The following is a 13,474-nucleotide window of genomic DNA, read 5'->3' on the forward strand; positions in this document are numbered from 1 at the left end:
TCAGCTGACGGGCTCGAACGTCGAATAGATGATTTCGCTGTCCTTGCCCTCGCTGCCTGTATCACCTACAGGGCCGAGATCGCCGGGGGAATTTCCGGCGCCAGTTCGTCCGCCGCCGCCGCAAGAGTTTCCGCCGCCCATGCCGCCGGGCAGACCGGCGTCACCTCGCTCACCGCCGTTGCCTCCCTTGCCGGGTGCGCCTCCCGTGACGACGAGGTGCAGTTGGCCGGTGCTCACGAAGGACTTCATGCTTTCTCGTGCGACGATTGGAGCTGCGTCTCCGGCCGTGCCGCCCGTTCCGCCTTTGCCGCCGTTCCCACCTTGACCTGCCTGCCCGCCGTCTCCCGGGCCCGCTCTGGTATCCAGGCCGAAGGCGCCGCCACACGACCGTTTTGCGCCGTGGCCGCCGTGCCCACCGGTGCCGCCTTTACCTCCTTGCTGACCTTGACCGCCGGTTTGGCCCGCCGACACCACGGTTAGAGAACCGGCGCCGCTCAGATGCGCGACATCGAGTGCGATCTTTTGAGCGGGCAGCCCCGCTTGTCCGATCTCACCAGGTTTTCCTTCGAGACCTTTTTTGCCCGGACATCCACTCCGTGCGCAGTTGACGTTCTCACCCGGGTCCCCGGGATCTCCAGTCGGTGCGACGCCTGTGCGTGGCTCCGCAGGAGACGCGGGGTCGAACGCCTGGATGGTTGCAGCACCATCCACCCGCACATTCTGCGCACTCACGAGCAAACTCCGTCCGCGCAAAGTGAACGTCTCGGGCTCGATGACCAGCGTGTCGCCCGCAGCTGCCTGCACGATCACGACCGGCAGTTGCTGCGATTTCGCGAACTGCTCGCGAAACGATACGTCGGCGGCTTGCGAAGGCAGGCACGAGGCCAATGCCGTCGATCCAATTGCGACTCTCAAAGCGAACAGCAGATGGGTGTTCATTGGACTAACCTCAGCGTGACGACCAGGGATTTGATACGGGGTGGCGTTTTCCAGGTGACATCGTCCGGACTCCCGGAGACTTGCACGGCAACGAAATATGGAGTTCGCGCGGGCGGGGCCGCCTGATAGCGCGAGAGCTCCTGAAAGGTCAGCGGAACGATATTGCGATTGGTGGCTTGCGCCGCATTCGCAGTGCTGATCCGCTTGATCGCGCGGTTATCCGCGCCCGGCAGCCGCATGTCCGCGAATCGACAACTGCCGGCTTGCCAAACTTCGCCAGCGAGTTGATACGACACATCGAAGTTCACCAGCTTGCCTGCGAGCGCTTGCTCGTTCTCGAACTTGAGCTCCGACAGCTCAATGCTGATCAATCGTTCGGGGCCATCGACGGGCGGCGGCGGAAGATTCAATGGAATCAACAGCGGCGTGCCTACGCGTGGGGCATTCGCAGCGACGTTGCGCATTTGCGCCTGGATCTGCAGATTGAGTGCAGCGATGAACGCCCGCGATGTTTGTGACGGCGACGTATCCGAGAACTGGAACGCCTGCACATACGGCGTGACCGGTCCGGCTCGCTCCGAGGCGTACTGGTCCAAGGCCGAGCGGGCCGCTGCAAGAATCGCGTTCAGCGTCACCGAATGTTTGACGGTCTCGTCCTTGATGAACTGTTCCGTGCGGGCACGCGCCAGCTCGGATTTGGGCTCCGTATCGAGCAGTAAGCTGCTGAGCGCCTCTTCGGGAAACTGAAACACATCCGGCGGAATCTGCAGCTGCTTGTCGGTCTCGAAATACACGCTCTTTCTGAGCAGCATCGCATCCCGATACAGCGTCTCGAGCGCCGAGCGCCAGAGTGAAATGGCACTGAGGCGCCACCGCACCAGATCGGCGTCATTGACCGGGTTCGCCGCCAGAATCGTTTCTTGCGCCGAGCGTGCCGCCGTGGCGCGAGCAGCGCTCGAGGCGATCGTCTGCTCGAGGCCCTTCACCTCGGCGACCAGCCTGGCCTGAATGTTTCGACGCTCGCCCAGCGCGCTCAGCAGCGATTGCAGTGCCTCATCTTCGGCCTGCAACTGATTGAGCGAGACTTCGGTCGGCCTCGGCAGGGCTTCGAGCTGGTCATACATCGCCTTGACCGTCTTGGCGAAGTCGCCGGCGGATTTCGCGGCCGCCTTGGCGGCGTCGGCCTTGCTCATGACTTTGCCGCCGTCCACGGTCGGTGGCTTGCCGTTCCACACCGATTGAACGTTGCTGACGTCCTTGCGATGAGCTTCCCACGCCGCCTGTGCTTGTTTGGTGGCGGCATAGAAGTCCGCGGCGCGAGTGCCGATCTGCGCCAATGTTTGAATCGTGCCGCCGCCTCCTTCGCCGAGGTTGTGTCGATACACAGCTTCGCCAGTCGCGGCGACACCGGCAGCAATGAATGGACCGGCGGCAGGAATCAATGCCGCTCCGACCGACACCACTTGAGTCACGCTTTTGATGTCGGCGAGGTCGTCCTGCTTTTCTTTCATCTCCTGGAGCTTTCTCACCAGGTCTTGCTGACGCTCCTGCATCAGTCGATTCAGCTCGACGGCCTGAGCTTCGTTCGCGGCCAACTCGGTAAAGGCTTCGGACAGGCGACTGCGGGCGACCTCGGCAGCGTCGGCCGCGGCTTGCATCTCTTCGCGGACGCCCGCCAGTTGTTTGTCGTTGACCTTCGCCGTGTCGAAGGAGCCGAGAATCAGGCTCTGCAAGGCTGGCAAGCGGGCGTAGGTTTCGTTCACCCGATCGCTCAGTCGATTGATGGCACTGACCAGATCCTGCCGGGGGATGAAGCCGGGGCCGGCACCGAACGCGTTCACGTTCAGTTGCATCAGCAGGTCGGTCGCGCTCAGCGAGGTCATGGCGGCCGTGTCGCCGATCTGCTCGATGAACGGCGTGTAACGAACCATCAGCTTGGTCAGGGTGTCGCGGTTACCTGGCGAGAACGGATCGCGCATGTAGAAGCGGCTGACTTTGTTTGCAAAGTACAGCGGCCAGCCTGCCTGGCCGGCGAGGTCTGCTTTGGCTTGCTCAGCCGCATCGTCCGAGAATTGCGCGTCGAAGGACGTCGGTAGTACCGGCGTCGACTCGCCGAAGTTTGCGAGCGAGCGTTGCCACAATCGTCGCGTGGCGGCGCTGCCTTGCAGGCTGTCCGAGCCGTCGATGAGTTCTCGGGCCCGGACGCGAAGGACGCGAGGACGAGCACCGTCGCTGGTCAGTAGCTGCAACGGACGCGGCAATGTTCCTTTTAGCAGCACGCGATCGGCGCGAATGTCGACGCCGTCGCCGCCCGACCTGGGCTCACCCACGAATGCGATGCTGCCCTGGTCTTCAATCGTGAGCTCGTGCGCAAGGATCGTCAGATGGGCGGTTGTAAAGGTCAGCGGACCGCTCAAGTGAACTTCCCGCGCATCGATCACCAGCTCGGCCACATTGGTGAGCGGCTTGTCGAGATCGCGCAGCAGCGACTGCACGGTGTCTTGCGAGAGGACGATGACGTCTCCGACCAGCCGCACCTTTTCTCCCGCGTCGGTGCTGGTGCGAAGAAGCGTGAAGGCCGGATCGTTTTGCCACGAGGCAAAGATCGGGGCCGGCGGTTCGAACGGCTCGCATTGATTGAGCGGGACGTTCGGAGCGGAAGAAGCTTGCGCCTGCGACTGCAGTAGAATCGCTGCGATCGATGTGGCTAGCGTCGAGGACCAGGAGCGTGCTGACATGGGAATGTTCCTTCTTTGTGTCCTACTGTTGAGCGGGGCGATGGGAGCGCGATGTCCCATCGCCCACCGCGACTACTTGCCGCCGACGTCGTGATTCACCTGGTAAGTGATCTCGACGTGGATTTCGCCCGTGAGCGGATTTCTGCCGCCGCCCACGGTGATGAAGCGGCCCTTGCCAATCGGCAGACGAAGTCCGTGTGCCAGCCAGCTGTATGTCTCACGTTCCTCCAGCGCGACTTCCTGAGCCAGGAGCTCGCCGTCGATCGCGAGATCGGTGCTGTACTGATCGGCGAACGCGCTGGGTGCGGCCAGACCCATGACGGCAATCGCTACGAGACCTTGGGTACTCATCGTCGGACTCCTCTGGGGGTGATCGTCGGGGACTATTCAGCCCGAGCGACGCTGTGCCGGCACTCGGCGAAAGCGCGCAGCGAATGGACCTAGGCGGTCTTCGGGCGGAAGTGCGTACACACTAGGGCGTATGGCACGTGCAGAGGCCGACGCCGATGATTGGCGCTGCGATCAGCGGCCACATGCGTGGAGAACACTGTGACGGCAGAAGAGAAACAGGCCACGGACGTTGCCATGGCCGGCGTCACCATGACCGAGCGGGCGGTCCAGGCGGCGCAAATCCGGATGGTTGCGGAGGGATCTCCCAAAAACCTCGGATCGGGAATTGCCGCGGCTCTCATTGTGGCGCTGGCGGTCACGCTGCAGGCCGACGCGGCGCGTGACCTGTGGGAGGCGTGGATTTGGTTCTCCTTGCTGACGATCGGTTTGGTGCGCGGGATCGTCATGTCGCGCGCCATACGCAGCGATGCGAGTCCCGAAGAGTTACTGGTGTTCGGCCCACGCATTGTTCGCAATGGGGTCTATTGCGGAATTGTCTGGGGCTCGTCGTCCTGGCTGTTGCTGCCGGCCACGCCGACCGAGATGGAAGGGTTTGTCATCACCGCCATGGCGATGGTGCTGATGGGCGGCGCGGGCGCTCAGGCCGCCTATCGAACCTTGGTGGTCACCTTCTCGTTCGCCTTATCGCTCAGCTTCGTCAGCGGCCTGCTGCGATTCGGCGACGATATTCATACGCTGCTGGCGCTTGGCTTCGTGTTGTTTGCATTCGTCGCCATCATGTTCGCCGGCAATCAGGAAGGCGCGTTGCGAAAGCAGGTCGTCTTCGGCATGGATCGTGAGCAGCTGCGCGAACAGGCCGAGCTGGAGCGAGCGCGAGCCGATGCCGCCTCACGCGCCAAGACGGCGTTTCTTGCTGCCACGAGTCACGACTTACGCCAGCCGATGCATGCCCTGGTGCAATATTTCGAGCACTTGAAAAAGATCAATCGCGATCCGCGTCTGGACGAAACCCTGCTGCGAATCGATCGCTCCATCGACGCCATGCAGGATCTGCTGGATTCGATTCTGGATCTGTCCAAGATCATGAGCGGCGGTATCCAGCCGGCAACCCGGGAGTTTCGGGTGGGCGCGGTGCTGGAAGGTATCGACGCCCAGTTGCGTCCGCTCGCGGCGGCCAAAGGAATTCAGTTCGATGTGAGAGAGTGTGCCGAGGTGGTCTGCACCGACGATGTGCTGTTGGAGCGCATCCTGCGTAATCTGACTTTGAATGCGATCCGATATACCTCGCGAGGACAAGTCTTCGTGCGCTGTCGTCGGCGAGGGCAGGAGCTCGAGCTGCAGGTTTGGGATACGGGCATCGGTATTGCGAAGGAAGAGCTGAGCCGCATCTACGATCCGTTCTATCAAGTCGCCAACGATGCGCGCGACCGACGCAAGGGATTGGGCCTGGGGCTGGCGATCGTGCGACAGCTGTGCGACTTGTTACATCACGACATCCGCGTCAGATCGGTCGTGGGCAAAGGAACGGTGTTCGTGGTGCGCGTGCCGCTCTCGAATTCCAGCGTGGATGAGCTGCCTCCGGAGCCGGTACCGATCGAGGCGCAGAACTACGTCAGGGCCGCGTTCGTGCTGCTGATCGACGATGACAAGTTGAGTCGGGATGCGACCGAACAAACCTTGAAAAGTTTCGGCTGCCGGGTCGTCAGCGCCAAATCCGGCGTGGATGCGGTCGCGCAACTGCAAGGTCAGGAATTCGCGCCGCACATCCTGGTCGCGGACTATCGCATGGAGGGCGAAACTGGATTGGATGCCATCAGGATGGTCACGCAGAATCTTCGCGAGGCGTTCGGCGAAGATTTCTCGATCCCTGCCATCGTCGTCTCCGGCGACACCTCACCCGCCGAACTGATCAAGGTGACCGAATCGGGCTACCCGATGCTTCACAAACCGGTGGCGGTCGCCACTTTGTGGGGGGCGTTGAATAAAGAGCTGGAGCGCAAGATCGCCGTTGAATCGGCAACCCTGTGAGCGCGCTCAATCGAACTTCAGGCCGCGGCGGGCGATCTCGGCCATCACGCCCGCTTTTGCACTCGCGGTCACGCCGAGTTTCCACGCGATGTTGCCCACATGCGTGCGCACCGTTTTGTCCGACACAGATTGCTTGTGCCGCTTCTGCAGCTCCGATGCGATGCCCTTGTAAGTGCGGCCTTGTATCAGCAGCGCGGCGACTTCCTTTTCGCGCGGCGTCAGATTCAGAGTCTCCTTGGGAGGAGCGGGATCTTTCCCGCCAATCTTCAGAAATTCTTCGGGGATGTAGATGCCGCCTTCGATCGTGATCGTCAGCGCGGACTCGAACACCTTGGCCTTGGTTCCCTTGATGATGAAACCGGTGCCGTGATTGGCCAGGACGTCGTTCAACAGTTGCAGGTTATTGTCGGCGGCGCCTGAGAGCACGACCGTCCGCGGCTCCATGTCACGAGCCTCGCACCAACCGCGAAACTGCACCAGCGTGTCGATGCCCTGGGTGTGATGCAAGTTCAGATCGAGAAACACCAGATCGACCGCCGGTGCCTGCTCCAGCATATGAAACGCATCCTGCAGCGTTTCCGCTTCTCGTACCGTGGCGCCGGGGCTGAGGGTTTCCAACGTCCGCACTACGCCGCTGCGGGCGAGAAAATCATCGTCGATGATGAGGAAGTGCATGCTGAGATCCCTTCATTATCGTTGTACGAGAATGGTGGGCCCGGCAGGATTCGAACCTGCAACCAAGGGATTCACTTGCCCCGATGTTTCCAAAGGGAGTGGACTATCTCTTCACCCGCGCCTGCAGCGAGCGCATCGCTGCGGGGCGGTGGGGTGCGGGACGCTCCAGCCTGTTATCAAGGGCACTCGGCAGTCGCGCCGGGACCGAAGTCCCGGGGAGTGAAAGCCGCCCTCAGGTAGTCTCTGCACCTTCCGGCGGTGTACCGCCGGCTTGGCTCAGGGTTGCCACGCCGCACCGCGAGGGTGGGGCGGAAGGGTTCCCTGAATTCATCCCGTCCACTTCGTGGCTTCCGCTCACGAAGGCACCTTTTATCGATGAGTCCCCTGCACTAACCGTTGTGCTACAGGCCCACATGTCTCGAGCGCGCGATTCTAGCAGCCGGGCGCGAGGCCGCACAGATATCCACAGAAGCGGTGGATAAGTTCTTAATAACCCAGGCTTGACTTCGCGTATCTGCGGCGGAAGATGGCTCGAGCGTTGGATTGGTCGTTCGTTGATCAAGAAGGCGGAGCTCACTTGCGAACACCTCATCGAGTGTCGGGCCGTGCGCTCGCGCTATTGGGATTAGTGCTGCTGGCGCTTTGCCAAGTCGGTGCCGGCTCCGAGCCCGAACCTACCAAGCTCAAGCGCAAGCTCGACGTCTGGTACGTCGCCACGCCGCATGAAGTGGTCGACCGGATGCTCTATGAGGCCAAGATCCGTCCGACCGACGTGGTTTACGACCTTGGTTGCGGCGACGGGCGCATGGTCATCGCGGCCGCCAAACAATTCGGCACGCGCGGCGTCGGGGTCGATCTGGATCCGGCCCGGATCAGGGAAGCACGCGCCAATGCCAAAGCGCAGGGGGTCGACAAGCTGGTCACATTTCACGTCGGCGACATGTTCGAGACCGATCTGCGCGAAGCCAATGTCGTGCTGTTGTATCTGTTACCCGAGCTCAATCGCCGGCTCAAGCCCAAACTGTTCGCCGAGCTGCCGCCGGGCGCCCGCGTGGTTTCGCACGATTTCGACATGGGCAAGGATTGGGTGCCGGAGCGCTCCATCAATCTGGGTTCCGACGGGATATATATGTGGGTGATGCCGCCGCTGGCTGAACGGCCGGTGGCGAAACAGTAGTCATCACTGAAGTGATTGAAAATGAACAATGTCCTCATGCGCGGTCCGGAACCGAGGACTACGATGAGGCATTCAAAGAGGTAATGTTCATCGGAACACGGCATGCGCCTCGACCTACCCAGCTCCGGATCGCAACAGGCTCGCGAGGCGTTCGTATTTTCTGACAACGATGAGCCGATATCTCACGACGGGCCGCCGTTGCGAGTGTTATTGCTCACCTCGGGCCTCGGGTTGGGGCATGTGCGTGCGGCCCAGGCGGTCGCGGCGGCATTGCAGGATCAGGCCGAAGTCGCGACCGTGGATTTCTGGTCGTTGATGAACGCCGGCGCGGCCCGCGCCATTCATGCGACCTATCTCGATCTGGTTCAAAACCATTCCGATTTATATGAACGGTTGTATCACCTGGAAGCCGGGACCTGGCGCCAGGTGCTGGAGAGCCGTTCCGGACCGCCGCGCGCAGTGCTCGAAGTGCTCGAGCTGATCGCGTCGGTTGCGTCCAAGGAAGGGCAAAGCATCCCGCGCGGCGGCCGTTACGCTTCCGACAAACTGCTGTATTCCTTGCTATGCGCGTCGATGCCCTATGACGGTGACAGTCTGGCGGGCAATGGCGTGCGCGCTCGACTGGCCTTGTGGAAATTCACGTACTTGCGGCTGATCCGGCGGCTCGATCCGGCGATCCGCAAGTTCGCGCCCGACGTGATCATCAGCACCCAAATGATTCCCGCGGCCATGACGTCGTATTTGAAGCAACGCGGCAAGGTGCAGGCGTCGATGGTCGGAGTACTGACGGATTTTGGCATCCACGATTTCTGGAAGCAGCGAGGCGTCGATCGTTACTGTGTCGCGCATGCCTCCATCCTGGAAGGGGATGGTTCGTCGACGTCGACGCGCGCGGCGGTCACGGGTGTGCCGTTAATGCCGGATTTTGCGTTTCCGTTGTCACAAGTCGAGGCGCGTCGTGCGTTGGGTCTGCCCGAAGAGGCGCAGGTCGTGCTGGTGCTCGGGGGCGGCTTGGGCTTGAGCGTGGATGCGGCGGCGCTGTCGCTGTTGCAGCGTCCGGCGTCGACGCATGTCGTCGTCATGCCCGGCACAAACAATAAAGCGCGTGCGTCGCTGGATCGACTCGCGGCTCAACATTCGCAGCGATTGAAAGTGTGCGAGTGGACCGATCGCATGGACATTTATCTGCGCGCGGCCGATGTGGTCGTCGGCAAGCCCGGGGGCATCACAGTTGCCGAGTCCCTAGCGTGCGGGCGGCCGTTGCTGGCGACGCGTTCGCTCGGCGGACAGGAAGGGTTCAACGTCGATTTTCTTACGCGTCACGAGGTCGGCGGCCTGGTCGCGGATGGGGAGTTGCTCGATCGGGTCGATGCGTTGCTTCGAGACCGGGACGCATTGCAGAGTATGCAGCGTCGCGCCTGGCTGCTCGGTCAGCGCGATGGCGCAGCGAGAGTGGCGCAACTGGCGCTCGATCTGGCGTCCGTCAACCGGGCCGTTGCTCAACAAACAAGATGAAACTGCTGCATCGATTCGCACAGAGCGCGCTCGGCGTGGTCGACGCGTGGTACTACCGGCGCTACAAGTTGAAAACGTTGGGACCGGTGCTATTCATCGGCCGGGCCCAGTATCGTGGGCCGGATCTGAAGTTCGAGGACGGCACGCTCCTGCGTGACAACGACGTCATCGGTCGCTTGCACTTCAACAACGCGAGCATCGCGGCGCTCGGCGAGGGGTCGATGCATCGGGTCGGATTTCGCTTCGCTAAGCTGATGCGCGAGTCGTTGCGTAAGCTCGCGGACGCCGCGCATAACGATCCCGCCTTCGCCGATGTGCGAGTGTTTCAGGGAACAACGTGGATTCCCGCGCACGGCGAGGTCGTCGGCTTCGTCAGCACGCCGATGCCCAAGACGTGGCGAACGAAATTGCTGTCGGCGCACTTCAAGATGCTGATGTGGGTGTTCGCACCCGCCGCACGCATTCGCGATCGCGAGCAGGCCGAGCCGCGCCTATACTGGCTCACTCGTGAGGCGCTGTCGCGCAATCTGGGTAAGTTGAAGGTCGGCTAGTGGATCGTATCTATCTCACATTCGACGATGGGCCGGACCCCGAGTGGACGCCGCGGGTGCTCGATGCGCTCGATCAGGCCGGGGTGAAGGCAACGTTCTTCGCCATCGGGCAACAGGCGCAGCGCACGCCCGATCTCATGCGACGCATTCACGCGAGCGGCCACGCCGTCGGTAATCACACGTTCAGTCATCGCCATCCCTGGTTCATGTCGTCGCGAACGGCGCGAGCGCAGGTGCGCGATGGCGCGAAGGCGATCAGCGATGTGGTCGGTGAGGCGCCTCAGTTCTATCGCCCACCCCATGGGCGCGAACGTGCTTGTATGAGCGATGAGGCACATCGCTGTGGCGAGCAGGTCGTTCTATGGAATGTCAGTGCCATCGATTGGGGGCCGCTGGGAGTGGCCGATGCCATCGAGAAGCGACTCGACACGGTGAAGAGCGGCGACATCGTGCTGATGCACGACGGTCAGAACAAGCACAACCGGCCCGATCAGCTGTTACAAATTCTGCCGCTGTTCCTGGGCAAGCTGGCCGATCGCGGTCTGCGCGCGTCGTTGTTGCCGTCGTAGCGGTCGGCTCAGGCACTCGTTGCCGTTCTCCTTGGAGCGTCGACGCCTCGTCAGCCATCCAGCTCCGGATACTGGCGGAACAAGTCGTCGTCGTTGAATGACAGGCGTCGGCCTGATTCGGCGTAACGCTTGATACGCGGACGCTCGAAGACGGCGTCGTGCAGCTTCAACAATCGCGGATGTTTGCGGAGTGCTTTCGTCGACGCTTTCGGGAACGCGTAACGAATGCCTGCGACCACTTGCGCGAGTGACAGGTCCACGTAGGTGATGCGAGCGCCGACCAGCCAGGGGCCGGGGGTTCGATTGCGCGTCAGCACTTTCTCGAAATAGTTGAAGAACTTCGGGATGCGATGCTCGCGGAAGTCTTCGGCGCGACGTTTTGCAGCTGCCTTTTGCTCTTTGTAGTAGAGGCCCGCCGCGATCGGGTGATGCGTGTCGTGCGCTTCAACGACGAGATCCGCGACGGTCAGCTGCAATTGATGCACCCAAAGTTTGCCTGCCTCATCGCGGGGTGCGAGCTTTAGAGGGCCGCCGAGATAGAGCAGGATGTTCGAAGTTTGACCGATGAGTTGCTTGCCCACTTTGAGAAAGGGCGGCGCGAATGGCGGATGCGGGACGCGTGGGCCTTCGAGAAATTTATTCATGGCGGGCACGCCGCCGCCGCGGTTCTCGGGCTTCAATGCGATGTCGATGTACTTCGCGCCTCCTTCTTCCAGCGCCAGTCGGACGAACTCGCCGCGGCCCTGGATGCCTGGCCAGTAATAAAGCTCGTACATGGGGACTCCTCGGTGGGACTCATTTCTTTGAAGGCTTCGCGGATCGATATCGTTCCCACGGCGGTGTCTCGCCGAGCTGCTGACTCAAAAAGTCTACGAACGCCCGCACGCGCGGTAGCACCATACGACGTTGGGTCATGACGGCATAGATGCCGCTTTCCGGCAGCTCATATTCGGACAGCACCACTTTGAGCCGGCCGGCGCGCAGGTCTTCGCAGACATGCCATGTCGAATGGAGCGCAATGCCCAGGCCGCCGATCGCGGCGTCGCGAATGACTTCGCCCAGGTTGCTTCGGACCCGGCCCTGCAAGCGCACGTCGACGGCTTTGCCGTCCGGGCCGCGGAGCTGCCAGATGTTGGGTGAGTTTGGGTTCGAGGTCATGAGCAAACATTCGTGCTTGGCCAGGTCCTCGGGTTTCTTCGGTGTGCCGTGACGGCGCAAGTAGTCGGGCGCCGCGCAAAGGACGCGTCGATTCACAGCCAGCTTCGTTGCGATGAGCTCTGAGCTTTTCAGTGCGCCGATGCGGATGGCAAGGTCGAGTCCTTCGCTGACCAGGTCGCGCATTTGATCGGATAGATCGATATCCAGGCGGAGCCGAGGATGACGCGCCATGAATTGAGGTAGCAGGGGAGCGATGTACTGGCGGCCGAACGACGCGGGAATCGTGACTCGTAATGTGCCCGCGACGCTTTTCGCGTTACTGCGAAGGCTGCTCGTGAGCACGTCCAGTTCTTCAACCAGGTGGCGACCTTGATAGGCCAGGGCGACGCCTTCCGGTGTGGGCTGCAGTTGTCGCGTGGTTCGATGGAGCAGCCGCACGCCCAGACCCCGCTCGAGTCGCTTGAGCCGCTGACTCGCCACGGCGACGGAGACATCGAGGCTCCGAGCGGCGGCGCTGATGGAGCCGAGGTCGAGGACGCGCAGGAACAGGTTCAGATCGCCAAGGTGGTCCATGATTTTCAACGAAACGTAGAAAGTGCTGGTCGATGCGCGTGGTTTTAACACATCGGCCCGATGCCTAACCTGAGCTCCACGGTCCGCGTCTGCGGTGCTTCGCACCGCGACGCCGGTTTTGAATCAGGTTTGTCTGGGAGAACGGGTATGGAATATCGCTATTTGGGTTCGTCAGGCTTCAAGGTCTCCGCGCTCGGCTTCGGCGCAGGTACGTTCGGTGGCAAAGGGCCGCTGTTCAGCGCATGGGGCAACACCGACGTCGATGAGGCGCGACGACTGATCGATGTGAGCCTCGATGCCGGGCTCAACTTCTTCGACACCGCCGACGTCTATTCCGACGGTGCGTCCGAATCCATCCTCGGTGCCGCCATCAAAGGTCGTCGAGATCGCGTGGTGATCTCCACTAAGCTGACCCTGCGCGCCGGTGAAGATCCGAATGCGGTCGGCGCCTCGAAGTATCACCTGATCCGCGCGACCGATCGTGCGCTTCAACGTTTGGGTACCGACTACATCGACCTGTTACAACTGCATCACTTCGACGCGATGACGCCGGTCGAGTCCGTGATGTCGACGCTCGACGACCTGGTGCGAGCTGGCAAGGTTCGCTACATCGGCGCATCGAATTTCTCGGGCTGGCAGCTGATGAAGTCACAGGCCGCCGCGGATCGCTACGGTTACTCGCGCTTCGTCGCGAACCAGGCGTACTACTCGCTGCTGGGTCGAGACTATGAGTGGGAACTGATGCCGCTGGGGCTCGATCAAGGAGTCGGCGCAGTAGTGTGGAGTCCGCTGGGTTGGGGCCGATTGACCGGTCGGATTCGTCGCGGTCAGCCGTTGCCGAAGTCGAGTCGGTTGCATGAAACCGCCAGCATCGGCCCGCCGGTCGATGACGAGCGGCTGTATCGCATCGTGGATGTGCTCGATGAGGTTGCTGCCGAAACTGGCAAATCCATCCCGCAGATCGCACTGAACTGGTTGTTACAACGGCCGACCGTGGCCACGGTCCTGATGGGTGCACGGGACGAAAAGCAGCTGCGGGAGAATCTGGGCGCCATCGGTTGGCAGCTGTCGAAAGAACGAATGGCGCGGCTGGATGCGGTCAGCGCGGTGACGCCGCCGTATCCCTACTACCCTTATTGGAACGGTCAGTTTTCTGAACGCACCGCCCCGCCAGTGCCCATAAGTTAAATCACACAGCAG

General features: G+C 61.8%; 12 protein-coding genes. 6 read left to right on the forward strand and 6 right to left on the reverse strand.

Annotated features, from left to right (window positions below):
* The 3 genes from ACFPN2_RS17535 to ACFPN2_RS17545 form a co-directional block, all read right to left on the reverse strand.
* Positions 1-939 (reverse strand): hypothetical protein, encoded by a 939-nt coding sequence (locus ACFPN2_RS17535; RefSeq protein WP_380598788.1) that lies wholly within the window; start codon positions 937-939, stop codon positions 1-3.
* Positions 936-3,677, reverse strand: a complete 2,742-nt coding sequence (locus ACFPN2_RS17540; RefSeq protein ID WP_380598790.1) for a hypothetical protein — start codon at positions 3,675-3,677, stop codon at positions 936-938. Before ACFPN2_RS17540 ends, ACFPN2_RS17535 begins: the two co-directional genes overlap by 4 nt.
* Before the next feature lie 72 nt (positions 3,678-3,749).
* Entirely contained in the window at positions 3,750-4,028 is a 279-nt protein-coding gene (locus ACFPN2_RS17545) for a hypothetical protein (protein ID WP_380598791.1), read from the reverse strand.
* A 198-nt stretch (positions 4,029-4,226) separates the two neighbouring features.
* Here ACFPN2_RS17545 and ACFPN2_RS17550 point away from each other — a divergent pair, with 198 nt between their 5' ends.
* Complete coding sequence (locus tag ACFPN2_RS17550) at positions 4,227-6,056, forward strand: ATP-binding response regulator (RefSeq protein WP_380598793.1); 1,830 nt, start codon at positions 4,227-4,229, stop codon at positions 6,054-6,056.
* A gap of 6 nt (positions 6,057-6,062) precedes the next feature.
* On the opposite strand, the gene ACFPN2_RS17555 is transcribed toward ACFPN2_RS17550, so the two are convergent.
* A complete protein-coding gene (locus ACFPN2_RS17555) occupies positions 6,063-6,731 on the reverse strand; it encodes a response regulator (protein ID WP_380598795.1) in 669 nt (222 codons plus the stop codon).
* 577 nt (positions 6,732-7,308) lie between these two features.
* On the opposite strand from ACFPN2_RS17555, the gene ACFPN2_RS17560 reads away from it, so the two are divergent.
* The 4 genes from ACFPN2_RS17560 (at position 7,309) to ACFPN2_RS17575 (ending at position 10,543) form a co-directional block, all read left to right on the forward strand.
* Positions 7,309-7,908: an SAM-dependent methyltransferase gene (locus tag ACFPN2_RS17560; RefSeq protein WP_380598797.1), complete on the forward strand. Its 600-nt coding sequence runs from the start codon at positions 7,309-7,311 to the stop codon at positions 7,906-7,908.
* 102 nt (positions 7,909-8,010) lie between these two features.
* Complete coding sequence (locus ACFPN2_RS17565) at positions 8,011-9,423, forward strand: MGDG synthase family glycosyltransferase (RefSeq protein WP_380598799.1); 1,413 nt, start codon at positions 8,011-8,013, stop codon at positions 9,421-9,423.
* Positions 9,420-9,974 carry a YkoP family protein gene (locus tag ACFPN2_RS17570; RefSeq protein ID WP_380598801.1) on the forward strand — a complete coding sequence of 185 codons (555 nt, stop codon included), beginning with the start codon at positions 9,420-9,422 and terminating at the stop codon, positions 9,972-9,974. Before ACFPN2_RS17565 ends, ACFPN2_RS17570 begins: the two co-directional genes overlap by 4 nt.
* Positions 9,974-10,543 (forward strand): polysaccharide deacetylase family protein, encoded by a 570-nt coding sequence (locus ACFPN2_RS17575; protein ID WP_380598803.1) that lies wholly within the window; start codon positions 9,974-9,976, stop codon positions 10,541-10,543. The genes ACFPN2_RS17570 and ACFPN2_RS17575 overlap by 1 nt, the downstream gene beginning before the upstream one ends.
* Before the next feature lie 50 nt (positions 10,544-10,593).
* Here the strand turns inward: ACFPN2_RS17575 and ACFPN2_RS17580 are convergent, their stop codons facing one another.
* Both ACFPN2_RS17580 and ACFPN2_RS17585 read right to left on the reverse strand, forming a co-directional pair.
* Positions 10,594-11,319, reverse strand: a complete 726-nt coding sequence (locus tag ACFPN2_RS17580; RefSeq protein ID WP_380598805.1) for a glutathione S-transferase — start codon at positions 11,317-11,319, stop codon at positions 10,594-10,596.
* Positions 11,320-11,338: 19 nt separating this feature from the next.
* Positions 11,339-12,274 carry a LysR family transcriptional regulator gene (locus ACFPN2_RS17585; protein ID WP_380600159.1) on the reverse strand — a complete coding sequence of 312 codons (936 nt, stop codon included), beginning with the start codon at positions 12,272-12,274 and terminating at the stop codon, positions 11,339-11,341.
* A 147-nt stretch (positions 12,275-12,421) separates the two neighbouring features.
* Here ACFPN2_RS17585 and ACFPN2_RS17590 point away from each other — a divergent pair, with 147 nt between their 5' ends.
* Positions 12,422-13,462: an aldo/keto reductase gene (locus ACFPN2_RS17590; protein ID WP_380598807.1), complete on the forward strand. Its 1,041-nt coding sequence runs from the start codon at positions 12,422-12,424 to the stop codon at positions 13,460-13,462.
* Positions 13,463-13,474 lie beyond the last annotated feature (12 nt).

The sequence above is a fragment of the Steroidobacter flavus genome (genome assembly GCF_042651805.1).
Lineage (GTDB): Bacteria > Pseudomonadota > Gammaproteobacteria > Steroidobacterales > Steroidobacteraceae > Steroidobacter > Steroidobacter flavus.